The 23,579-nt window shown below is 63.9% G+C and carries 21 protein-coding genes; 13 read left to right on the top strand and 8 right to left on the bottom strand.

What is annotated here, in order from left to right; translation table 11 throughout:
* Positions 1 to 993: 993 nt before the first annotated feature.
* The 11 genes from C7401_RS15950 (at position 994) to C7401_RS15900 (ending at position 13,362) form a co-directional block, all read left to right on the top strand.
* On the top strand, positions 994 to 2,094 hold the full coding sequence (locus C7401_RS15950) for an ABC transporter substrate-binding protein (protein WP_112172350.1): 1,101 nt from the start codon (positions 994 to 996) through the stop codon (positions 2,092 to 2,094).
* Positions 2,095 to 2,139: 45 nt separating this feature from the next.
* Complete coding sequence (locus tag C7401_RS15945) at positions 2,140 to 3,033, top strand: branched-chain amino acid ABC transporter permease (protein ID WP_112172349.1); 894 nt, start codon at positions 2,140 to 2,142, stop codon at positions 3,031 to 3,033.
* Positions 3,026 to 3,913, top strand: a complete 888-nt coding sequence (locus tag C7401_RS15940) for a branched-chain amino acid ABC transporter permease (protein ID WP_112172348.1) — start codon at positions 3,026 to 3,028, stop codon at positions 3,911 to 3,913. Before C7401_RS15945 ends, C7401_RS15940 begins: the two co-directional genes overlap by 8 nt.
* Positions 3,910 to 4,701 carry an ABC transporter ATP-binding protein gene (locus C7401_RS15935; RefSeq protein WP_112172347.1) on the top strand — a complete coding sequence of 264 codons (792 nt, stop codon included), beginning with the start codon at positions 3,910 to 3,912 and terminating at the stop codon, positions 4,699 to 4,701. The genes C7401_RS15940 and C7401_RS15935 overlap by 4 nt, the downstream gene beginning before the upstream one ends.
* Positions 4,698 to 5,417, top strand: a complete 720-nt coding sequence (locus C7401_RS15930; RefSeq protein ID WP_112172346.1) for an ABC transporter ATP-binding protein — start codon at positions 4,698 to 4,700, stop codon at positions 5,415 to 5,417. Before C7401_RS15935 ends, C7401_RS15930 begins: the two co-directional genes overlap by 4 nt.
* A gap of 132 nt (positions 5,418 to 5,549) precedes the next feature.
* Positions 5,550 to 6,473 carry a 4-hydroxy-tetrahydrodipicolinate synthase gene (gene dapA / locus C7401_RS15925; protein ID WP_258397086.1) on the top strand — a complete coding sequence of 308 codons (924 nt, stop codon included), beginning with the start codon at positions 5,550 to 5,552 and terminating at the stop codon, positions 6,471 to 6,473.
* Positions 6,463 to 7,506, top strand: a complete 1,044-nt coding sequence (locus C7401_RS15920; RefSeq protein WP_112172345.1) for a phosphotransferase family protein — start codon at positions 6,463 to 6,465, stop codon at positions 7,504 to 7,506. The genes dapA and C7401_RS15920 overlap by 11 nt, the downstream gene beginning before the upstream one ends.
* The gene (locus C7401_RS15915) at positions 7,506 to 7,862 is read left to right on the top strand and encodes a DUF6285 domain-containing protein (RefSeq protein WP_133254503.1); all 357 of its coding nucleotides are present in this window, start codon (positions 7,506 to 7,508) and stop codon (positions 7,860 to 7,862) included. Before C7401_RS15920 ends, C7401_RS15915 begins: the two co-directional genes overlap by 1 nt.
* 1 nt (position 7,863) lies before the next feature.
* On the top strand, positions 7,864 to 9,093 hold the full coding sequence (locus C7401_RS15910) for an acyl-CoA dehydrogenase family protein (protein ID WP_112172343.1): 1,230 nt from the start codon (positions 7,864 to 7,866) through the stop codon (positions 9,091 to 9,093).
* Entirely contained in the window at positions 9,090 to 12,569 is a 3,480-nt protein-coding gene (locus C7401_RS15905) for an indolepyruvate ferredoxin oxidoreductase family protein (protein ID WP_112172342.1), read from the top strand. The genes C7401_RS15910 and C7401_RS15905 overlap by 4 nt, the downstream gene beginning before the upstream one ends.
* Before the next feature lie 25 nt (positions 12,570 to 12,594).
* Positions 12,595 to 13,362, top strand: a complete 768-nt coding sequence (locus tag C7401_RS15900; protein WP_112172341.1) for an SDR family NAD(P)-dependent oxidoreductase — start codon at positions 12,595 to 12,597, stop codon at positions 13,360 to 13,362.
* Positions 13,363 to 13,392: 30 nt separating this feature from the next.
* Here C7401_RS15900 and C7401_RS15895 read toward each other — a convergent pair whose 3' ends face one another.
* The 3 genes from C7401_RS15895 to C7401_RS15885 form a co-directional block, all read right to left on the bottom strand.
* Positions 13,393 to 14,118 carry a GntR family transcriptional regulator gene (locus tag C7401_RS15895; protein ID WP_112172340.1) on the bottom strand — a complete coding sequence of 242 codons (726 nt, stop codon included), beginning with the start codon at positions 14,116 to 14,118 and terminating at the stop codon, positions 13,393 to 13,395.
* A gap of 180 nt (positions 14,119 to 14,298) precedes the next feature.
* Positions 14,299 to 15,597 carry an NAD(P)/FAD-dependent oxidoreductase gene (locus C7401_RS15890; protein WP_112172339.1) on the bottom strand — a complete coding sequence of 433 codons (1,299 nt, stop codon included), beginning with the start codon at positions 15,595 to 15,597 and terminating at the stop codon, positions 14,299 to 14,301.
* Positions 15,598 to 15,645: 48 nt separating this feature from the next.
* Entirely contained in the window at positions 15,646 to 16,887 is a 1,242-nt protein-coding gene (locus tag C7401_RS15885) for a D-amino acid dehydrogenase (protein ID WP_112172338.1), read from the bottom strand.
* 232 nt (positions 16,888 to 17,119) lie between these two features.
* Between C7401_RS15885 and C7401_RS15880 the strand changes: the two genes are divergently transcribed.
* Positions 17,120 to 17,467 carry a RidA family protein gene (locus tag C7401_RS15880; RefSeq protein ID WP_112172337.1) on the top strand — a complete coding sequence of 116 codons (348 nt, stop codon included), beginning with the start codon at positions 17,120 to 17,122 and terminating at the stop codon, positions 17,465 to 17,467.
* An 81-nt stretch (positions 17,468 to 17,548) separates the two neighbouring features.
* Positions 17,549 to 18,337, top strand: a complete 789-nt coding sequence (locus C7401_RS15875) for a maleate cis-trans isomerase family protein (protein ID WP_112172336.1) — start codon at positions 17,549 to 17,551, stop codon at positions 18,335 to 18,337.
* Between the two features lie 15 nt (positions 18,338 to 18,352).
* Here C7401_RS15875 and C7401_RS15870 read toward each other — a convergent pair whose 3' ends face one another.
* The 5 genes from C7401_RS15870 to C7401_RS15850 are packed head-to-tail and all read right to left on the bottom strand — an operon-like array spanning position 18,353 to position 23,565.
* On the bottom strand, positions 18,353 to 18,742 hold the full coding sequence (locus C7401_RS15870; RefSeq protein ID WP_224044309.1) for a hypothetical protein: 390 nt from the start codon (positions 18,740 to 18,742) through the stop codon (positions 18,353 to 18,355).
* Between the two features lie 39 nt (positions 18,743 to 18,781).
* Complete coding sequence (locus tag C7401_RS15865; protein WP_258397084.1) at positions 18,782 to 19,765, bottom strand: hypothetical protein; 984 nt, start codon at positions 19,763 to 19,765, stop codon at positions 18,782 to 18,784.
* A gap of 48 nt (positions 19,766 to 19,813) precedes the next feature.
* Positions 19,814 to 20,854: a DUF2955 domain-containing protein gene (locus C7401_RS15860; RefSeq protein WP_112172334.1), complete on the bottom strand. Its 1,041-nt coding sequence runs from the start codon at positions 20,852 to 20,854 to the stop codon at positions 19,814 to 19,816.
* Between the two features lie 9 nt (positions 20,855 to 20,863).
* Positions 20,864 to 21,997 (bottom strand): HlyD family secretion protein, encoded by a 1,134-nt coding sequence (locus tag C7401_RS15855; protein WP_112172333.1) that lies wholly within the window; start codon positions 21,995 to 21,997, stop codon positions 20,864 to 20,866.
* On the bottom strand, positions 21,994 to 23,565 hold the full coding sequence (locus C7401_RS15850; protein ID WP_258397083.1) for a TolC family protein: 1,572 nt from the start codon (positions 23,563 to 23,565) through the stop codon (positions 21,994 to 21,996). Before C7401_RS15850 ends, C7401_RS15855 begins: the two co-directional genes overlap by 4 nt.
* Positions 23,566 to 23,579 lie beyond the last annotated feature (14 nt).

Raw genomic sequence — 23,579 nt, 5'->3', positions numbered from 1 at the left:
ATGCGGCCATGGCTGCCATTCGTCTCGGATAATTCGTTGTAATTCAATGGCTTGCGTGACATTTTTCACGATGAGGGAAGAAGTCCTTCAATGCGCAATTGCGTAGCGGTAGCGGGGAAATGGCATTCCCACGCATTGGAGCCAGGTTGCACGATATGAAAGCGCGGGCCGGTTCGCGCGTACGCTTCGAGGTGTCGTGGGTCGCGGGTCAGGTGGTGCTTGACACCGTCTTTTTTTCTGGTGAAAGTGTAGACACATGTGTAGGCTGAATTGAGCTGCATCGGGCTACATTGCGCGAACGAAAAAACCGGTACGACGGACAGGACGGACACCATGAAGCTCGCTATATACAGTGCGACTCACGCCTCGCCCAAGGCTCGTTCGCCACACACACGCAAAACCTGCAAAACCTGCAATACGCGGCAGGCGCCCACCCGAACCATCGCGCACGACGCGCGGCGATTCATCAGTCCGTTCCCCGGCGCATACGGCACCGGCACTGCCAGCGAGACGCAAAGCATTCCTGGTACCGCTTTCCTCGTGGCGCTGCTTGGATTGTCGGGCGTGCTCATGGGGGCGTTCGTCTTCATGCTTCACAGCGCCGTCAACGCATCCTGACGACGAACCCATTGTGAGTACAACAAGGCGGCTCATGACCCGACGATTCGCTCATGGCCGCCGCACGCCGCGACGTTCGGTCGAGCACCAGACTGGGGAAAACTAGAATACAAAAGTGTAGACAATCCGCTAGTCTGGAGACGTCGTGAGCCAGTGGGCTCCCCCTCTTTTGCATGTTGTGCAATGCCTCGCAGTGCCGCCAAACGCGCAGCGAGCCGCATGTTTGCTGGTTAGCCAGGAAGCCGGAGAAGCCTTGTTTGCAGGTCCTCTGGCCCCGCGTTCGAGTGTCGATGTTTTTATTGACATCGTTTTTTTTGCGCTAAATTGTCGACACTTGTGTAGTCTAATTTTCCCATCCGATGAAGGGGTGTCACCATGAAGTTTGCGAAAGAGCTGTGCATGAGCGTTGCAGCGGGCGCGTTGTTCTCCATGGCGGGCGTGGCGTCTGCACAGACGGTGTCGCTTGGCGCAGTGCTGCCCCTCACGGGGGCGAGCGCGTCGGTCGGGGACGATCAGCGGCGCGGCGTGGAACTGGCCGTCGAGCAAATCAACGCTCACAACGGTGTGCTCGGGCAGAAGCTTCAGGTCATCGTCGAAGACTCCGGCGGCGTGGCGGCAACGGCACTGAGTTCGGCCCGCAAGCTGGTGTCGGTCAACAAGGTGCCGGTGGTGATCGGCGAGTTCTCGTCGGGAATCACGATTCCCGTTGGGCAATACGTGGTGCAGCAGGGCGACGTGCATATCAACATTGGCTCGTCCAGCCCGCAGGTGCGCAAGATCGGCACTGGCTCGTTCAGCGTGATCGGCCTCGACGACCTCTCGGCGCGCTTCGCGGCCGGTGACGTCTTCGGGCAGAACCTCAAGGACGTCGCGTTCATCGCCCCGAATAATTCATACGGGCAGGGCGTCGCGAACGAATTCAAGAAGCGCTTCGAATCGCTGGGCGGCAAGGTGTCGTCGGTGGTGCTCTATAGCGAAGGGCAATCGACGTATCGTCGCGAGCTTCAGCAGATGTCGCGCTCGGCGCCGCAGGCCTACGTGTATAGCGCGTACGGGCAGGAAGCGGCGACCATCAATCGCGAGGCGTATGAGCTCGGCCTGAACAAGTCGAAGTGGTACGGCATCTACCTGACGATGTGCACGAGCGATACGACGCCCCAGGCCGCGCAAGGCCAGGAAGGGCTCGAAGTCGCCTCGATCGGCGATGGCGGCAAGGCGTATGAACAGGCCTATCGCGCCAAATACAAGGAAGCGCCCAAGTCGTCCTTCGGCAGCTATGCGTACGACGGCGTGATGGTTGCCGCCGCCGCGATCAACAAGGCCGGTTCGGCCGATCCCGCCAAAATTCGCGCCGCGATGAAGGCCTTGGGGCCGTACAGCGGCGCGACGGGGACCATTGCGTTCGACGATGGCGGCCAGCGCAAGGACCAGCCCTACGACAAGGTGAAGTTCGATACGAAGGTCGTCACCCGCTAAGCTCGGCCGCGCTGCGTGCCAGCGCGGCTGGCCGAGGAGAACTCGATGCTGCAATTCATCATTGACACCCTGATACGCACCTCAGACATCATGCTGGTCGCCGTGGGCCTGAGTGTCGTCTACTCGCTGGTCAAGTTTCCGAACATCGCCCATGTGCAATACGCCATGCTCGGCGCCTTCATCACCCTCGCGCTCACCCGCGTTGGCATGCCGTTCGTGCTGGCGCTGTTCGGCTCCTGCGTCGCGATGGGCGCACTCGCCGTGCTGCTGAACATGCTCATATTCAAGCGGCTGTTGCGCTCGGGCAGTTCAATCGCGATGATCGGTTCGCTGGCCATTTCGATGATTTTCATCGCCGTGGTGCTGGGGGTTGCAGGCTCGCGTCCGTTCCAGTACTCGGCGGGACTGTCGCATCCCATCGCCGTCGGCTCGACCACGGTATCGGTGGACCAGCTCACGTCGATCGCCTGCGGATTCGGCTGCGTGGGTCTCCTTGCCGTGCTGCTGTTCAAGACCAACGTTGGCCGCTCCATGCGCGCCATGTCGTCCAATGCCGCGCTTGCGGCGGCTACCGGCGTGGACGGCGCGCGCATCGTGAACGGCATCACGTTCCTGAGCGGCGCGCTGGCGGCCCTGGGCGGCACGATGCTCGGCCTCACGGAGTCCGTACATATCGGCCTCGGGACCAACCTGTTGCTGCCGGTATTCGCCGCGGCGATTCTGGGCGGGCTGGGTAATCCGCTCGGCGCGGCCGCTGGCGCGCTGTTGATATCCATTGCGGAAACGCTGGTCACGAACCTCGATTTCGGATGGATGTTCGGGACAACCGATGTGTATGTGCCGATCACCTACATCAGCGCAGCGTCCTTCCTGATTCTGCTCGTTGCGCTTCTGTTCAAGCCCTACGGCATCTTCGACCGGGAGGTTCGCCGTGTATAGCTTCCTGTTGCACGTTGCGACGCTCACCTGCATTTATGCCCTGCTCGCACTCGGGCTGAATCTCCAGGCGGGATTCACCGGACTCCTCAACTTTGGCTTCGTGGCGTTTGCAGGCGTGGGCGCCTATGCGTCAGCGATCACCTCGTCGCTGGGCTATCCGGTTCCCGTCGGCATGCTTGCCGGTGTCGCCGTGGCCATGCTCGTGGGTTACGTCATGGCGCGGCTCGGACGCAACCTCGCGTCCGACTATTGGGCGATCGCGACGCTCGCCGTGGCGGAGCTGATCCGCACCGTCGCGCTCAATGAAAACTGGCTCACGGGTGGTGCGCAGGGGATCAGCGGCGTGCCCGCGATTTTCGGGAGCAAGGCCGGCACGCAGTACGACCTTGCGTTCTTCCTGCTCGCATTGTCTATGGTGGTCATGGCGTTCTTCGCCTGCACGCGTCTGACGCGGGGCCGGTTCGGCCGCGCAATCCGCCTGATGCGTGAGGAACCCGCGCTCGCAACCAGCCTGGGCTACCAGCTCGTGCCGCTCAAGGTCAAGGCCACCGTCACGAGCGCCGCGATGGCTTCCGTTGGCGGTTCGCTGCTTGCGCACTACATGAGTTTTGTCGGCCCCGACTACATGCTTTCCTCCGAGACCTTCCTGGTCTGGACGATGGTGATGATAGGCGGCCTCGGGAACAACGTGGGCGTGATACTGGGCGCGTTGCTCGTCGAAGCAGTCTATAGCGCGGTGCCGTTTGTCAAAGACTACCTCGACATCAGCAGCGACATTGCGGGCGCGGTGCGGCTCGGCACGATCGGCGTCGTGCTGCTCATCTGTCTGATGGTCCGGCCCGGTGGCCTGGTTCCCGAAAAAATCCGGAGCGCAACATGAGCACGATGCTTCGCTTGCATGACGTGTACAAAGCCTTTGGCGGCAACCAGGTGCTGACCGGCCTGAACTTCAACGTGCGCCAGGGCGAAATTGTCGGCTTGCTCGGGCCGAACGGTTGCGGCAAGAGCACCGTCCTCAATGTCATCACCGGCTATTGCCCCGTCGATCGCGGCGAGGTGGAGCTTCAGGGCGAGCGCGTGAGCGGCATGGCGGCCCACCAGATTGCCGCAAGGAGCGTGCGCCGAACCTTCCAGCTACCGTCCATGCCGACGCGCATGACGGTCGAAGAGGTCGTGATGGCGGCGTCCACGCAAAGTCACGGTCTGTGGAGCACGCTATGGCGAACGGCAGCGGTCAAGCGGCTGGAGCAGCAAACGCGCGAGCGCGCGCGTCATCTTCTCGACGAATTGCTGCTCGCGAAAGTCGCGCACTTGCCGGCCGCCTCGCTCTCCGGCGGCCAGAAAAAGCTCCTCGGCATTGCCTGCGCCATGATGGAGCAGCCGGCGCTGCTGCTGCTCGACGAGCCGATGGCGGGCGTGCATCCCAACCTGCGCGCGGAACTCGTCACGACGCTCAAGCGCATCAACGCTCAGGGCATTACGCTCGTCATCATCGAGCACGACATGCACTTCATTTCCGAAACTTGCAGCCGCTGCATCGTGCTGGACAAGGGCAAGACCGTCGCCGACTGCCTGCCTTCTGAGCTCGAAAATCACGAAAGCGTGGTGGAGGCCTATCTCGGCAAGAAGCCGGGCGGGCAATACCAGGTTGCGGGAGCCATCGCATGATAGCCGTCAATAACGTCGTAGCCGGTTACACGCGGGAAGTCGACATCCTGCGTGGCATTTCCATCAATACGCGGCAACTGGAGATCGTGACCATCCTCGGCCCCAACGGCTGCGGCAAGTCAACCTTGCTCAAGACCGTTGCCGGATTCGTGCTGCCCCGCGAAGGCACCGTCACACTGGACGATGCCGACATCGGGCAAGTGCCGGTGCATCGCAAGGTGCGCAAGCACGAAATCGGCTTCGTCCCGCAAACCGACAACGTATTCGGTTCGTTGTCCGTATGGGAGAACCTCGTGCTCGGCGGTCAGTTCATGCAGGAGCGGGACCGCAAAGCGAGAGTGGATGAACTCTGCGGCGCTTACCCGGTGCTCAAGCGCAAGATCCGCGCCCGCGCCGCGAGTTTGTCGGGCGGCGAGCGGCAGATTCTGTCGCTCGCGCGTGCGCTCATGCCGCGCCCGCGCTTTCTGCTGCTCGACGAACCGTCCGCCGGACTCTCGCCCAAGATGCTCGGCGAGGTCTTCGACGCGATTGTCGAATTGCGCAACACCGAACGTATCGGCGTCCTGATGGTCGAGCAGAACGCGACCGAGGCGCTGCGCATTTCCGACCGGACCTATGTGCTCTCGATGGGACAGGTCGCGCTGGAAGGCAAGGCTTCTGAGCTACTCGCGAGCGATGAAATGCGCCGGCTCTATCTGGGTGGCAGGCCGCACTGAAAATGCGGCGGGCAGCGTGCTTTCACGCGCGCTGTCGTCGCGGGTATCGTGAAGCATTGGTTCGACGAAATCGGTTCGACCCAATCGGTTCAAAGGGACGACGGACGAGCGCCCCTTAAAGGAGGAGACAGCGTGACGAATGAGCCGGGGATTCTGGAGCGTACCGGAAGACAACTGCCGCGCGGCAGCGTGGTGGCATTGATTACGCCGTTCACGAAAGAGGGCAGTATCGATTACGAAAAGCTGCGCGCGCTCATCGACTTTCATGTGGCCAGCGCAACGGCCGGCATTGCGGTGGTCGGCACGACCGGCGAGGCATCGACGCTTTCGTTTAATGAGCACTGCGACGTGATTGCGGCAACGGTGGAACATGCGGCCGGGCGCATCCACGTCATGGCGGGAGTGGGCGCCAACTCCACCCGTGAAGCCGCAGCGCTTGCGAAGTTCGCGTGCGTGCATGGCGCGGATTCGCTGCTCAGCGTCGTGCCGTACTACGTGAAGCCTTCGCAGCAAGGTTTGGCCGCCCACTTCATGGCGCAGGCCGATGCTGGCGACGCGCCGCTGGTGCTCTACAACGTGCCGGGCCGCACGGTGACGGACATGTCTGTCGAGACGGTCCTGCGCCTGAGCGCGCACCCCAATATCCGCGGCATCAAGGATGCGACCGGCGACATGCTGCGGGCGGCCGAGCTTGTCGCCGCATTGCCAGCCGACTTCGCACGCTATAGCGGCGACGATTTCACCTCCATGCCCTTCATGGTCCTCGGAGGATGGGGCGTCATTTCCGTCGTGGCCAACGTGTTGCCCAGGCAGGTGAGCGAGATGTGCCGGCTTATCGACGACAACGACATCGCGCGGGCACGGCAAGCGTTCCTTGCGATGCTGCCGCTCACCCGCGCACTCTTCGCGGAAACCAGCCCGGGGCCGGTGAAATACGCGGCCAGTCTGCTCGACCTGTGCGAGTCCGTCGTCCGCCTGCCGCTCGTCTTGCCGGAAGCGTCGACGCGGCGGTATCTTGAGGAAATCCTTGTCAGGGTGCAGAAACATGCTGCATGAAATGGTGGCAACGATGGCCAAAAGCGGAAGCGGCGTGACGGCTCTGCCGGAACCGGGCGCGCTCGTGCGGCTTGGGCGCTGGCTGTCCGGGCGGGACATCATTCGATCCGATGTCGCGTGCGTGTCGAAGTTGTCCGGCGGCGCCATTCAGGAAAACTGGCGAATCGACACGGGAGACGGAACGTCATACGTACTGCGTACGGATGCCGATGCCGCGATCCCAACGAGTTGTACCCGCAAGGAAGAATACGAGCGCTACAGTCTGGCGTCGCGACTGGGCGCGCGGGTGGCGCGGCCCCACGGGTTCTGCGACGACCTCTCCATCATCGGCAAGCCGTTCTTCATCCTCGACTTCGTATCGGGAATGACCGCAGGGCATATTCTCGCCAAAAGCGACGCGCACGTCCCCGACCGGCATGCGCTCGCGGTCGAGCTGGGCGAGCTTCTCGGTGTCATCCATCGTGTGCCCGCGCCCGATGTGGAGACCGTATTCGGCGCTGCGCCGCGCTCGGCCGCATCCGCGTCGATCGCCCATATCCGCAGCCAGCTCGACGCGTTGCCGGACGCCCATCCGGCGCTCGAGCTCTGTCTGCGTGAAGTCGAAGTGAGGGTGGGCGGTGCATCGCAAGCGGTGCTTTCACACGGCGACTATCGAACCGGCAACTACATGGTCGATGGCGGACACGTTACGGCTATCCTCGACTGGGAGTTCTCGGGTTGGGGGCACCCCTATGAGGACCTCGGGTGGTTCACGGCGCCTTGCTGGCGATTCGGCAGGGCGGAGCTGGCCGGCGGCGGAGTCGGACCCGTTGAAGGCTTCCTGGACGGCTACCAGGCAGCAACGGGCAGCCGCGTCGAGCCGTCCGAACTCGTCGACTGGCAGGCGCTCGCCCAGGTCAAATGGGCCGTCATCGCGCTTCATCAAGCGCAGCGGCATGCGTCGGGGGCGCAGCGCAGTCTGGAACTCGCGCTCTCCGGCCGCCTCGTTTCCGGGCTGGCGCTGGAAGCCATGAATCTGCTGGAGATGCGTTGATGAACACCCATGACAGGATGGTGGACCTGCTCGACACGGCAACCGGCACGCTGACCGGCGACGTGCTCCCGTCGCTTCAAAAGGAAGCGCGATACAACGGCCTGATGGTCGCCAACGCGATGCGGATCGTCGCGCGTCATTTCGGTCGTGCTTCCGCTGTGCCGGACGCCCACGCGCCGGTCCAATTGCTCGGCGATGCTGTCATCGTCAGCGGTATTCGCGCCGGACAGTTCGACGTCGGCTCGCCAATGCGCCCGGCGCTCGTCGCCACGCTGTGGAATCGGCTCGCGCAGGAACTGGCGGTCGACAACCCGCGCATGCTCGAAACACTTCAAAACTCCCCACGGGGCAGGTGAAATGGACTTCTCGATTGACAGCAAGACGCGCGCGTTGCGCGACCGGATTCGAACCTTCGTTGACGACGTGCTGTTGCCGCTGGAGTCCAGCGCGGCGTCTTACGACGAGCATGAAAACGTCGCCGAAGGCTTGCTCGGCGAACTGCGTGCGCAGGCGCGCGAGCGCGGCCTGTGGTCGCTCCAGATGCCGCGCGAGCGCGCCGGCGGCGGTCTGTCCGTTGCGCAGATGGCCGTGTGCTACGAAGAGATGAATCGCTCCATCTTCGGTCCGGTCGTCTTCAACTCGGCGGCGCCCGATGACGGCAACATGATCCTGCTGAACAAGGTGGCGACACCGGACCAGAAGGACCAGTGGCTGCAACCCATCATCGACGGAAAGGTGCGTTCGGCGTTCGCGATGACCGAGCCTGCGCCGGGAGCGGGCTCCGACCCGTCGATGATGCTGACTCGCGCCGAGCGCGCGGGCGACAAGTGGATCATTCACGGCCGCAAGTGGTTTATCACGGGCGCCGCGGCCGCGACGCATTTCATCCTTATCGCGCGCACCTCGGCCGACGCGAGAAAGGGTCTCACCGCTTTTCTCTTTCACGCGAACACGCCGGGCTGGCGCATCATTCGCCGCATTCCGATCATGGGACCGGAGGAGCACGGCGGACATTGCGAAATCGAATTCGACGGTCTGGAGATTCCCGACGCGCATCGCCTCATGGAAGTGGGCGATGGGTTGAAGGCGACGCAAATACGCCTTGGCACGGCTCGCCTTACGCACTGCATGCGGTGGAACGGCATGGCGCGTCGCGCGCTGGAACTGGCCGTGGCGCACGTGAACACGCGCAAAGCGGGCGGCGACCTGCTTGCGGCGCGTGAAGGCGTGCAATGGATGTTGGGCGAAGCGGCCATGAAGCTCGACGTCGCACGCCTGCTGACGATGCGCGCGGCGTGCTGTCTGGACACGGGCGACTTCGCGCGCGCCGAAATCTCGATGGCGAAAATTGCGGCGTCCGAAACATTGCATCAGGTCGTCGATACGGCCATTCAGTTGCATGGCGCCAAAGGCTATTCAAAGGACACCCGGCTCGAATGGATGTATCGCTACGCACGGCAGGCGCGCCTCGTTGACGGCGCCTCCGAAGTTCACAAGATGGTCGTTGCGCGCTCGCTGCTCGAAACCGGCAGCGAGATGTGGAACTGGAAGACGCAAGCGGCTGAACCCACTGCCTCGAAGGAATGACCGTGAATTTGCGGACTGTGACGCTTGATGACAAATACACGCTCGACAGCGGGCGTATCTTCCTGACCGGCGTGCAGGCACTGGTTCGCCTGCCGCTCATGCAGCATCGACGGGACAAGGCCAACGGTTTGAACACCGCTGGCTACGTCTCCGGCTATCGTGGCTCGCCGCTGGGCACCTACGACGCCGAACTCGGCAAAGCCAAAAAATTTCTCGGCGAAGCCAACGTGGTTTTCGTGCCCGGCGTCAACGAGGATCTCGCTGCGACGGCGGTCTGGGGCACGCAACAGGCGGAGGCGGCCGGGGACGGCAAGTACGACGGCGTCTTTTCCATCTGGTACGGAAAAGGCCCCGGTGTCGACCGCAGCGGCGACGCATTCCGCCACGCCAATCTCGCAGGGAGTGCGAAGCACGGCGGCGTGTTGCTGTTGATGGGCGACGACCACACGTGCGAGTCGTCCACGACCTGCCATCAGTCGGAATTCGCCTTGGTCGATGCGTCGATACCCATCCTGAGCCCGAGCGGCGTGCAGGAAATTCTCGACTACGGCCTGTACGGTTGGGCCATGTCGCGGTACTCGGGGTGCTGGGTCGGTCTCAAGTGCGTGAAAGATACCGCCGACGCTTCCGCCGCGATCGATGTCGAACTCGACCGCGTCTCCCCGCGCATTCCCACTGGCGTGGATATGCCGCCCGGCGGGCTGAACCTGCGTCTGCCCGACACGCCTCAGGAGCAGGAATTCCGTCTGCACAACTACAAGCTCGATGCCGTTCGCGCCTTCGTGCGCGCCAACGGCCTCGACCGGGTGACGCTCGGCAAGCCCGGCGCGCGTATCGGCATCGTCACGCACGGCAAGAGCTATCTGGACCTCCTGCAAGCGATCGATGACCTGAATGTCACCGAAGCGGATCTGGAAGCGATGGGCGTCGCCATCTACAAGGTCGCATGCACCTGGCCGCTCGAACCGCAGGGCGTTGCGGCGTTCGCGGCCGGGCTGGACCTGCTCATGGTGATCGAAGAAAAGCGCAGCCTGCTGGAGTCCCAGATCAAGGACATTCTCTATCGGCAACCGCATGCGCCGGTCGTGATCGGCAAGCACGACGAGCACGGCAAGAAGCTTTTTCCGGTCGAAATGTCGTTGAGCTCGCTTCAGATCGCCATTGCATTGGGCGAGCGTCTGACGCAACACGCGTGCGACAAAAGCCTCGCGGAACGCGTCGAGTTTCTCACCGCATTGAGCCAGGTCGAGTTCGCGCCCGAAGCCATGCTGCGCAGCTTCTACTTTTGCAGCGGCTGCCCGCACAACTCGTCGACAGTGATTCCCGAAGGCAGCAAGGCCTACGCGGGAATCGGCTGTAGCTGGATGGCGCAAACGATGGAGCGCAACACGCTGGGCTATACGCAGATGGGCGCGGAAGGCATGGCGTGGGTGGGCGAGGCGCCGTTCTCCACGCGCGCGCACATGTTCCAGAACATGGGCGACGGCACTTATTTTCATTCAGGATTGCTTGCGGTTCGCGCGGCGATTGCGGCGAGGACCAACATCACGTTCAAGATTCTGTACAACGACGCGGTGGCGATGACCGGCGGGCAGCGGCACGACGGCCAGCTTAGTCCGATGACCATCACGACGCAGGTGCGTGCCGAGGGCGTGGGCCGCATTGCCGTCGTGTCGGACGACCCGTCGAAATATCCGGCCGACGCCGGGTGGGCGCAGGGCGTGACCATTCATCACCGCTCCGAGCTGCAAAAGGTCCAGGAGGAACTGCGCGACATTCCGGGCGTGACCGTGCTCGTGTACGACCAGACCTGTGCGGCGGAAAAGCGCCGGCGGCGCAAGCGCAAGCAGTTTCCCGACCCGGCGAAACGGCTCGTCATCAACGATCTCGTTTGCGAGGGCTGCGGCGACTGCGGCGTGAAATCCAACTGCGTGTCGCTCGTTCCGCTCGAAACGGAGCACGGCCGCAAGCGCGCCATCGACCAGTCGTCATGCAACAAGGACTATTCGTGCAACAACGGCTTTTGTCCGAGCTTCGTGACGGTGCATGGCGGGAGCCCGCGCAAGGCGCCCGCCGTGAAACCGAACGTCGACCTGTTCCCGGCGCTGGTCGAGCCTGAACTGCCGTCGGTCGAGCACGGGGTGTACTCCATCATTGTGACGGGTGTGGGCGGCACCGGCGTGGTGACCATCGGCGCGATTCTCGGCATGGCCGCGCATCTCGAAGGCAAGGGGTGCGGCATTCTCGATATGGCGGGGCTGGCGCAGAAAGGCGGCTCGGTATGGTCGCATCTGCGATTCGGCAAGAATCCGGCGGCGATCAAGGCCATTCGCATTGCCGCCGGCGGCGCCGATGCGGTGCTCGGCTGCGACATGGTCGTGGCCGCGAGCCGCAAGACGCTCGCCGCGACGCGCAAGGGCGCCACGCGTATGCTCGTGAATACGCATGAGGTCATGACGGGCGAATTCGCGCGCCACCCCGACCTCCAGTTCCCTGCTGCGGAACTGCGCAAGGGCATTGCGGATGCAGTCGGCAGCGAGTGCGTCGAATTTGTCGACGCAACGAAATACGCCCTCAGCATTTTCGGCGACACGATTGCGGGCAATATGTTCATGCTCGGCTATGCCTGGCAGCGTGGCCTCATTCCGATCGGTGCCGAGGCGATCCACACCGCCATCGAACTCAATGGCGCGGGCGTCAAGATGAACCGGGACGCCTTTCTGTGGGGACGCCGTGTGGCGCAGTCGCCCGCTTCGGCTGAGCGAGCCCTCGTTGCGGCGAAGCCCGTGAGCGAGTCGCAGCGTATCTCGTCGTCGCTCGACGAATTCATCGAGCGCAAAGTCAAGTTCTTGACCGGCTATCAGAATGCGGCGTATGGCGAGCGTTTGCGCAAGCTCGTTAGCCGGGTGCGCGACTGGGAGCGTGCGGTCATGCCGCGCGAGGAGCGTGTCACGCGCGCCGTGGCGAGCGGCTATTTCAAGGTCCTCGCCTACAAGGACGAGTACGAGGTTGCCAGGCTTCATTCCTCGCCGGAGTTCGTCGAAAGCATCAAGCAGCAGTTCGAGGGCGAATTCCGTATTGCCTTCAATCTCGCGCCGCCGCTTTTCGCGCGCAAGGATGCGTTGAGCGGCGAACCACGCAAGAGGGAATTCGGCGCCTGGATTTTGCCGGTGTTCCGCGTACTCGCGAAAATGAAAGGGCTGCGGGGGAGCGCATTCGACGTGTTCGGCTATACGGCCGAGCGCCGCATGGAGCGCGGGCTCATCGCTCGCTACGAGCAAACCGTCGATGAAATTCTCCGTCACGGCACTGCGCGCAATTATCAGGCTGCGTTGCGTGCGGCGAGCATCGTGGAGAAAGTGCGTGGATACGGGCACGTCAAGGAGCGCAATTTCAAATCCGTCGATGCCGAGTGGACGAATGCCGTCGCTCAATTGTCGAAATCGCACGTGATCGAACTCAAGCAGGTCGCTTGAATCACGCAAAGTCTGGAGAACCTGCATGACGTTCAACTTCGAGCTGGCAGACAAGACCGTGCTGGTCACGGGCGCATTCAGCGGGCTGGGCCTTCATTTTTCGAAGACGCTCGCAGCGCAGGGCTGCCGGGTGGCCATGTGCGGGCGGCGTCTGGCTCTCGGTCAGACGCTGGCCCAGTCACTTTCGGATGAGGGCCATACGGCGCACGCTTTCGAGCTGGATGTCACCGAAGCGAATTCGGTCGCACGATGTATCGAGGCGGTCGCCGGGAAACTCGGCCAGCCCGTGGTGCTCGTGAACAACGCGGGCGTAGCCCACCATTCGCCCGCGCTTGCCACCACCGACGAGTCGTGGAACCAGACCATCGATGTCAATCTCAACGGCGTGTGGAGAATGACGCGCGCGTTCGCCGCGAGCCTGAGGGACGCCGATGCGCCGGGAAGCGTGGTCAACATCGCGTCGATACTCGGGCTGAGGGTGGCCCAGCAGGTCACGGCGTATGCCGTCTGCAAGGCGGGCGTGATTCAGATGACCAAGGCGCTGGCGCTCGAACTCGCGCGATATCGGATTCGCGTGAACGCCATCGCGCCAGGCTATTTTGAAACGGACCTGAATCGGGACTTCTTCGAAACCGAGGCGGGTGCCCAACTGGTCAAGCGCATTCCGCAACGCAGGCTTGGTGCGCTGAGCGAGCTTGACGGGCCGCTGCTGCTGCTCGCCTCCGGCGCGTCCTCGTTCATGACCGGCTCGGTCGTGACGGTCGATGGCGGTCACCTCGTCAGTTCGCTCTGAATGCCAGCGCGGTGACAGGCGCCGCCGCGCTTACTGCGAATAGAGTTTCACGACGCCAGCATCGACGACCTTGGCGATTTCTTCCATGCGCCAGGTGATATGCGTTTCCGTGAGTTCGCGGCAGCGCTTGGCGTCACGCGCTTCAATCGCGTCGAGAATGTCGAGGTGTTCCGAGAACGCGTCGTGGCCGCGCTGTTCGAGGTCGACCCAGCGCACGAAATGAATGCGGGCGTTGATGCCATACAGCGCGCGCACCATTTCGTTATTGCCGGAAAGGGCGACGAGGCGCACGTGAAACTCTTCGTCGCGCGCAACGAGTTGCGTGGCGGGCGCTTGCGCGGCCTTGTTCTTCATCACGTCCTTCCAGAACTTGCGCAAAGCCCGGATGTCCTTGATGTCGGCGCGCTCGACCGCGAGTTGCACGGCCGATGCCTCGATACTGCGCCGAAGTTCGAACAGGTCGAAAATGTCCTGACGATTCAGCTCGCGGATAAAGAACCCCCGGTTCGGAACGAAGGTCAGCAGGCTTTCGGCGACGAGGCGGTTGAGCGCCTCGCGCAACGGCGTGCGGCTGACGTCGAACTTCGCGGCAAGCTCCAGTTCGTTCACCCGCTCGCCGGGGCGTATCGTGTAGAGCACCGCCATCTCTTTCAATTGCTCGTACAGGTCGTTGACGGTGAGCCCGGCGCGCTTCGGTGCGTTGGTTTCGCGTACACGCGGCCTGGATTCGCGCAGGAGCGAGTTGTAGCCTGCCATTGTCTGTTTCCTTCCTGGTGCGCATGGCACCGTGTTTCTTGCTGGGGACTTGCCGCTCCCGGCTTCGGGGTCGAGGAAATGCGCCGGTTGGAAAGTGTCGGCAACGCTGTATTCTACAACAGCCGCTGTGGCCAGCAGCCTCGCGGTCCTGATGCGCCGGTCCCCTGATCGACGGTGAGGTCAGCGTCCGGCAAATGCCGCCTCGACCTTGTCCGTCAAGCGATGCCAGGGATGAATGAGGCCGGCCATACGCACGGCGACGCCGTGGCTGTGGATTTGCCGGAGCGGCGTCACGGGCACGGGCATGTCGGCTTCGGTTGCCGCGCCTGCCAGCAGGCGCGCGGCGCACGGGCCCCAGACCGTGCTCATGGCGACGCCGCGCCCCGAGTACACGCCCGCAAAGAGCAGGTTCGGCGCGAGCCGCATCAGTCGCGGTATGCGGTCGGGCACCGCAGCCAGGGTGCCTTCCCAGTATTCAGCGGATTCGAGCCCGGCTAGCTGCGGGAAGACGGCGCGAAATTTCGCCATCACAGCAGCTTGCCCCCTGGCTGCGGCGTCGTGCCATAGGGTGTGGGCGCCGATCGCTTCCAGTCTGCCTTCGCTATCGTAGCGGCAGGCGAACAGGTCTTTGCGCGTGTCGGAAACGCCTTCGTTTCCGGGCAGGACGGTGCGCCGCTGCGCTTCGTTCAACGGCTCGGTCGCGACCTGATAGATCCGCACGGGGATGAGGGCGCGCCGCAAGCCCGGCCAGAAGTCGCCGGTCAGCGCGTTGGTCATGACGAGTACGCCCTTCGCCGAAACGTCACCGGCGGGCGTGCGGACGCGCCATCGGCTCCCGTCGCGAACAATGGCCGTCGCGGGAGAGTTTTCATACAGCCGCACTCCGTCGCTGACCGCGCCGCGCGCAAGCCCGCAGCACAAGGCGTATGGATTGAGATGACCGGCGTGGAGGGCCTTCCAGCCACCCGGATACATCGCGCTTCCCATGCGTGCGGCCAGCGCGTCGCGGTCGAGCCATTCCACGCGGGCACCGAAGGCCTTCCATTGCTGATAGAAGGTGCGCCCCCGGTCGAGCGCCTGTCTGGAATGGCAGGCCTGCATCCAGCCATTACGTACCGAATCACAGCGAATATCGTAGTGGTCGATCAATTCGAACAGCCTCGCCGGAGCGGAGGCGACCAGACCGTTGTAGCGTTCGCCGCGTGCCGCGCCGAGCCACTGCTCCATTTCGCGCGGGCTTGCCTTGGAGTGGTGGGGAATCACCTGACCATTGTTTCGGCCCGAGGCGGCTTGCCCGATACGATCCTGTTCGAGCACGACTACGGAAGCGCCCAGGCGAATCAGTTCGATGGCCGCATTCAGCCCCGACAAGCCGCCGCCAATCACGACGTAATCAGTCGTTAGCTCTCCAGATAGAACGGGATAGTCCGCCGCGACCTCTTTCGAAATCTTGAGCCAGTGATGTCGTGTCTCATTCATTTCCCGCCTCCTGGCCGCCGGCACGGAAAGCAGATTGGCGGCCCGGCGTCATGACGTCAGGCCATCCATCGGAATTTCCGGCGCACGCCCCGCGATGAGGTCCGCGGTAATGCGAGCCGAGCCGTGCGACATGGTCCAGCCGATGTGGCCGTGGCCCGTGTTCAGGAACAGGTTGGCGTATTTCCGCTTGCCGAAGCACGGCAGATTATTGGGCGTCATCGGACGCAGGCCGGCCCACATTTCCGCGCGGTCGTAGTTGCCGCCGTCCGGATAAAGCTCTTGCGTGACGCGTTTCATGAACGCGAAGTCCGATGGCTGGTGCGTCGTGTTGTATCCGGCGAATTCGGCGGTGGCGGTGACGCGGATCCTGTCGCCGAACCGGGAGATGGCGACCAGGTTGTGCTCGTCGACCACGGCGACGTTGGGCGGCTGGACATGGCTTTCGATCGGGATGGTGAGCGAATAGCCCTTCACCGGATAGATCGGCAAGTGGATGCCGATCTGCCGCGCGACGATCGGGCTATAACTGCCAAGCGCGAGCACATACGCATCGCCCGTCAAGCTGCCTTTATCGGTGCGCACGGCGCTGATTTTCCCGCCCGCCACTTCAATCCCCTGAATCGTCGTATCGGTCAGAATCGTCGCGCCTCGGGAAACGATGATGTCGGCCAGGCCCCGCGTGAATTTCGCCGGGTCCCCGGTTTCGTCCGTCGGGCAGTAGATTGCGCCGGCAATCTCGTCTTTCGCGGTGGCCAGCGAAGGGTCGACTGCGACCACCTCGTCCCGGCTCAACACCTTGATGAGTTGTCCGTCCGATTCCAGCAGTTTCATTTGCGCGACGCCGCGCTCCAACGCTTCCTGACTGCGATGGAAATAGAGGATGCCCCGGTCGTTGCGATCGTAGCTGAGCGATTCCGTCGCGATGACATCTTGCAGCACCGACTGCGAATAGGCGGCGAGCCGATGCTTGAGCAGCGTGTTGCGCCTGGCTTTCTCCGCCGTGCATTCCATCAGGAAAAGCCACGACCAGCTATACAGCCTAGGGTCGGCCGAAAACTTGAAACGCAGCGCCTGGTCTTTGAGCACCAGTGACTTGAGCAGCACCATCGGCGCTTTCGGCGAGGACCAGACGAACGAGTGTCCCGGCGCAACCATGCCCGCGTTTCCCCAACTGGTTTCGCCGGCGACCACGGGTTGCCGGTCGACGACCGTCACGTCATGGCCATCCTTTTGCAGTTGATACGCGGTCGTCACGCCCACTACGCCGCCGCCAAGCACGATTACCTTCATGATGCCCTCAGTCTCAAACGTGGAATGACTTCGCGTCAGGCGCCGAGGGCCGCGGTCTCCCGACCCTCGCTCGCAAAGTGTCTACACAAATGTATATTCCGAATAAAAAAAGAACGCAATGGGCGCTATCGCTGACTCGGATTCTATCCGTATCTGTCGATAAAAGTGTCGACAATTGTGTGTGACATGAGTTAGCCTTAGGACACTTTCACCTGACCTGATAGAGGAATCCATGCAGATCAAGCGCTACGAGAGTGGCAAGCGAATGAGCCAGGCCGTTGTCTACGGTGGTTTTGTGTTTCTTGCGGGGCAGGTCGCCGCCGACCCGAGCGAGGACGTGAAGGGGCAGACCGGGCAAATCCTCAAGAAGATCGACACCCTGTTGCAGCAAGTCGGCTCGGACAAGACGAAAATTCTCTCTGCGAGCATCTGGCTTGCCGACTACCAGACGTTCAACGAGATGAACGAGGTGTGGGACGCATGGGTGCCCGAGGGCGATGCGCCGGCGCGCGCCTGCGTGGAGTCGAAGCTGGCGTTCCCGCAATACACCGTCGAAATCGGGGTAATCGCCGCGGTTTGACGGGTAGGGCATGAGCGATGCGCTGGCCAGGCGCATTTCAATCCGGTGGCAGCACGAACCGACAACGTTGAAGGGCACAGTATGGAAACCGTTGAAGCTGCGCAGCGCTATGTGAAGCTCGACTTCACCCTCGATGACGGGATTTCGCATCGCGCCGCAATTGGTCTCGTCGTCCTCGCGACCGACCACACGATCGAATACGAGTGGCGCAAGCTGCTCGCCGTCGAGGGGGTTGGCTTCTATGAGAGCCGGATCCTCAACTCCGCGGAAATCACACCGGCAACGCTGCGGGAAATGGATCGGCTGATCGCGCCGGGTGTCGCCCTGATCCGGCCCGGCGAGCGGCTCGACGTCGTCGCGTTCGGCTGCACGTCGGCTTCCATGGTGCTCGGCGAAGGCCATGTGATGGAGCGTATCAGGGAGGCCCGGCCCAACGCTGCGTGCACCACGCCCATTACCGCCGCGAGGGTCGCGCTGAATTCGCTGGGCGCGCGGCGCGTCGCGCTTCTGACGCCGTATCTGCGCGAGATCACGGAGTCCATGAAGGATTACCTGAGCGCCCGTGGCATGAACATCGTACGAATGGGCTCGTTCGAACACTCGGACGACAACGAGGTCGCGCGCATCGACGCTCAATCGGTGCGCAACGCGGTGCTCGAACTCGGCCGCCACGACGACGTGGACGCGGTGTTCGTCTCGTGCACGTCCGTGCGCCTCGCCGACCAGGTCGCCGCCATCGAGCGCGAGTTGGGCAAGCCGGTGACGTCCAGCAATCACGCGATGGCGTGGCACGCCTTGCGCCTGTGCGGCGTGAAGGACGAACTGCCGCAGTTCGGACGACTCTTCACCGTGCAGAACGTCGAGCAGTAGCCCGCGCTGCCAGCCCTAGCGCCCCATGCGCCGGTCGTAGCTGCGCGAAATGCGTTGCATGAGCGTGGGGTCGCGCGCATCGGCGCTATTGAACTGCACGATCACGCTGCCGTCGCTTTGCTGGTGCACGTTCGCCGTCACGGTGCCGCCATCGATCGTTCCCGCGATCGTGCCGGTGCCGGGGTCCTGGACCGTGAGCGCGAGACCCTCGTCGCGCATGGCGCCCGCGGCGGCCGAGAAGGAGCGGTCGTAGCTGGCGGGTGTCATGACGACGGTGCCCGCGGGCACCGCATAGTAGGGACATCCGGCGAGCGGCAGCAAGCAGGCGCAAACGCCTGCGAGCACCACGCGCCGCGTAACGGGACCGGTTGCCATGCGGCGTTGCCGCTTACCCCGTGAAGTCATCGCTGTTCTCCTCGATCGCACCGAAAATCGTCTGGCTTCCTAAAAGCTCACCGCAAGACCGAACGACACGCCGTGCACGTTGTGCCCGAAAACATAGCGCACCATCGCGCGCGTGCGGGTGATGATGATCGGATACTGGCTGCTGTCCAGTTCGAGCCCCACGCCGAGCGAGGTCAGATCGTTAAAGCCCAGCACGCCTGCACTGTCGCCGAAATAGTGCGAGTAGGCGAATTCCAGCACGTAGCGCACCGGCTTGTCGAGCGCATGCCAGCCGGTCGGCGCGCGCCAGCGCGTCCACAGGCTCAGTTGCTGCGCCATGGCCGATCCCTGCACGGCGTCCGACGATCCGCCGAAGCTGCGCAGGTAGATGTCGGTCGCGCGCAGTTCCGCGTCGATTTCGTAGTTTTCGCGGTAGTGCTCGAAATCGAGCATCAGCGAGCCGCCATAGCCGTACGCGTCGAGATAGCCGTTGTTGAGAAACTGGAGATTGCTGTCGGTGATGTGATTGATAAGCGTCTGGCCGATCCGCAGATCGCTCGAAACCCGCCCGATCGTGCCGTTCAGAATGGGGCGAAACACGAGTTCATTGGTGATGGGAAAGTCCCAGCCGATGCCGACCGTGCCGCTGAAGGTGTTCCACCGCGTCGGCAAGGCGCGCTGCTCGGCGCCGTCGGTCGCGACGAACGTCGGATCGTAGCGGCTATAGGCAATCGTGCCTTCCATATACAGGGGAAAGGAGCGGCTGAGCGTGAAGCCGCCTCCCAGTTGCGACTGACCGAAGCCCGGATTGCCGGTGGTGCCGTTGTTGATCGAAAGCGAACTGGTGGTCACGTCGGGAACCGTGGTGTAGGTCATGATGGATAGCACGGCGTCCGCATGCTGCTTGATGTTGCCGCCTACCACTGTGCGACTGGACAGTTGATCGGGCAAGCCCTGCGCATGCAATTGCAAGGGCGGCAGCGCGACGAGCAAGACCACGCAGAGTCGCCGGAAAATGGATGGGAGTCCATACGATTTCGCCATGCCGCTAGTTCCGATGGTGCGCATGGCGTGAAGCTTCGTGCACGTTTTTCATAACGTGTTCCTTTCGGGAGCCGCTTTGCCGCGTGGGGCACGCCGCTCGAAGATCTGAAGCATGAGCGAGGCATAGATCGTAACGGCGAAAAAGAGGCCCATGCGCACCGCAAATGCCTGATAGACGTCCTTGCCCGCCACGCTGTCCTGCACGGACTGGCCAAGCAGAATGATCATCGTCACGAGGCTGTTCAGCCAGAAGCCGGGCGAATAGCGCGTGGGGCTCAGGCGATAGAGCTTGCGCCCGGCCAGCAGGCCGAACAGCAGCATCCACAGATAGAACATCCACACATTGACGAAGAGCTTGAGCGCAAACCAGAACGCGATGGCGAGGAGCCCGCCGAGCGCAGTGGAGCCGAGCAGTTCGCGCACCGCGCCGCGCGCCGAGGTCGTGCAGCTTTGGCGGCCGAGGCTCACGGACTTCATGATGATCGGCATATAGCTGGCGGGGTCGCTCATCGCGAGCAGCCAGGCGGGCATGACCACGAGCGCGGCCTGCAATGCCACGCGCGCCGCCTCGTCGCGCGACATGGCGCGCGCGGCGGGCGGCGAGGGCGCGCCCGCGGGCTCGGGAAACAAGGCGTGGCTCGCCGTGCAAACGAGCACCGCGAGCAGCAAGCCTTTCACCAGTGCGCCCACCACGGTCGCGGCCAGTTGCAGGTCGGCCACGCCTGCCGCCGAAATCATCGTGAGGCCTGCCGCGAGGAACGTCGCCACGAGGTTGTTGCCGCCGCGCAGCCCGTGGCGAAAGGCGAGGAAGAGGCCGAGGCCCACCAGCAGCACGCCCGCAAAGGGGTAGTAGCGGAGCAGGGGAACGAGCAGCAGGCCGCTGCCCGTGGTGGCCGCCGTGACGACGGCCAGCGCGAGCGCCGCCTTGAGCGAAAGCGGCCGGGTTTGGGTGGCCAGCAGAAAGACGGTGAACACGGGCGCGATCACGGGGATCGGCAGATCGAGCGCGAAGCTGACGGCGAGCGCGAGCGCCGTGCCGGTGGCGACGCGCAGCGCACGCTGGCCGGGACGCGAGAGGCTCGTTGGCATGGGCGCCGTTCAGTAGAGGAAGGAGATCCAGCTCATCGCGCGCAGGAACACGCGTCCGAGCGGATTGAGCGGGTTGCCCTGACTGGGAAAGGCCATCACCTCGGCCTGGCCGCCCACGCGCATGTTGCGCAGCCGCGCGCGCTCGTCCGGGGCGAACTCGACGATCACGGGAAAGCGCTGCGCCGGGCGCAGCCAGTCGCGGCTGTTCTGAACCGTGGGCAGGGTGCCCGGCGGGGTGCTCTGGCCCACGCTCACGCCATAGCCGATGCTGCGCACGCGCCCTTCGAACACTTCGCCGGGCAGCGCGTCGAGCGCGATGGCCACGGGCGTGCCCGGCTGCAAATGGCCCAGATTGTTTTCGGTCATGTCCGCGCTGATCCAGACGTCATGAATCGCAATCAGCGTCATGACCGGATTGCCCGCCGCCGCGAACTGGCCGACCTCGGTGCGCAGGTCGGTGATGACGCCCGCCGAGCGCGCCCGGATGCGCGTATTGGCGAAGTCGAGCCGGGCCTTCTCCAGTGCGGCCGCCGCGCTGCGCAACTGCGCGTTCTCGGCTTCGTCGCCGCCTTGCTGCTCGCGCGCGCGCTCCACTTCGGCGCGGGCGGCTTCCACCTGGCTTTGGGCCTGCTCGTGCGTGGCGCGTGCCACTTCGAGACGCCGCAGCGAGACGGTGCCCTCGTCCTCGCGATAGAGCCGTTCGAGCCGATCGCTGTCCTGGCGCGCCTTGACCTCGTTGGCGAGCGCCGCGCGCAAGGAGGCCTGCGCGGAATCGATGCCGGCCGTGCTCGCCCCGATCTGGCGGCGCGTGGATTCGAGATCGGCGCGCGCGCGGTCGGCGGCAATGCGGTATTGCTCGTTGTCGACCTCGAACAGCACGTCGCCCGCTTTGACATCCTGATTGTTGTGCACGAGCACGCGCGTCACGCGACCCGAGACTTCGGCGGCCACGGGCACGACGTAGGCCTGAACGCGCGCCTGCTGCGTATAGGGCGTGAAGCGATCGGCGAGCAGATACCAGATCAGGCTCACGGCGATCAGGCCCACCACCCACTTGAGCGCGCGGCCCGATGGGTCGGACGCGGGCGGCGTTGGCGTCGCAGGCGGTGGCGCGGCGGAGGCGGGTCCGGTCGATTCGCTCATCGTGTGGGCCCTTCTGGCTGGGTTTGCTGCTCAGGCTGTGTATGGGCGACTGGGGTGACCGGGTCCGCAGTGGGTTCGTCGAGCAGGTCGCCCCAGTCGGTGCGATGCTGCATCTGCGCGCGCATGGCGGGGTCGACGAGCGGCGCCTCCGAATACCAGCCGCCGCCCACGGCTTTATAAAGCGCAATGAGGCTGCTCACGGCGTTGCCGCGATTGACGACGTAGGCGTCCTGCTGCGCGGAGAGCGCGCGTTGCGCATCGAGCACGCGCTGAAAATCCGAATAGCCTTCGCGGTAGATCGTGTTGGCGAGCGTGAGCGAGCGCCGCGCCGCGCCCTCCGCGTCGTGCAGGATGGTGTCGCGCTGGAGCGCCGCGATCAGCGCCGTGGCGGCGTCGTCGGCTTCGCGCGCCGCCTCGCGCACGGTTTCCTGGTAGGCGACGATTGCCTGCTGCAAGCGCGCGTCCTGCACGCGCACGTTGTTCGTGATCTTGCCGTGATCGAACAGGTTCCATGTGATGCTCGGGCCGGCCATCACGGCAAGCGTGTTGGGCGAGCCGGCGAGCGAACTGGCGCTCCACACGAGCGAGCCCACCAGCGAAATGGAGGGGTACAGGTCCGCCTTCGCCACGCCGATGAGCGGGGACTGCGCGGCCATCTGCTGTTCGGCCGCGCGCACGTCGGGGCGCCGCAGCAGCAGATCGGCCGGCACGTCGTCGAGCACGGCGCGCTTTATGAGCGGCACCACGGCCGTCTTGCCGGGCTGCGCGTCGAGTTCGGGCAGCGGGCCGGGCGGGCGGCCGAGCAGAATGCAAAGCGCGTGGCGCGCCAGCGCGATCTGGCTTTCGAATACGGGGATGCTGCTCAGCGTGCCGAGATACTGCGTTTTCGCCTGCTGGAGGTCGAGCTCGTCGGTCTCGCCGCTCTTGAAGAGTTTTTGCGTGATCTCGTAGCTGCGCTTTTGCAGTTGCGCGTTCTCGCGCGCGATGCCAAGGCGCGCCTCGGTCGTGCGCAACGTGTAATAGGTATCGGCAACCTGCGCGTGCACGAGCACCAGCGCGTCTTCCCGGTTGGCTTGCGCGGCGAAGAACGATGCGTCGGCCGACTCGATCGCGCGCGCGAAGCGTCCCCAGAAGTCGAGCTCCCAGCCAACGCTCATGCCGAGGCCGTACTGGAAGTACGCGCCCGAACGCGTGTTGAAACCATCGGAGCGCTTGCGCGCCGAGTAGAGCACATCGGCGTTGGCCTGCTGCACCTGCGGGTAGCGGCCCGCGAGCGCGATGCCGAGTTGCGCGCGCGCCTCGATAACCCGCAGTCCCGCGATCTTCAGATCGCCGTTGTTTGCGTCGGCGGCGGCCATCAACTGGTCGAGGTTTTCATCGCTGAAAATTTGCCACCATTGCCGCACGTCGGGTTGCGCCCCGGGCGTCGTGACCTGCTCGATCGACGCGCTGGTCCAGTGCTCGCTCCAGCTTTCATGCTGCGGCTGGAAGTCGGGCCCCACGCGCATGCACGCGCTCAGGCAGCAGGCGCCAAGCGGCAGCCAGTAAGGGTGCTGGCGGAGGAACACAGGGTGGTTCCTCC

It is taken from the genome of Paraburkholderia unamae (assembly GCF_003268775.1).
GTDB classification, from domain to species: domain Bacteria; phylum Pseudomonadota; class Gammaproteobacteria; order Burkholderiales; family Burkholderiaceae; genus Paraburkholderia; species Paraburkholderia unamae.
The sequence above is the reverse complement of the archived record's forward strand: the minus strand, read 5'-3'. Positions and strand labels throughout refer to the sequence as shown.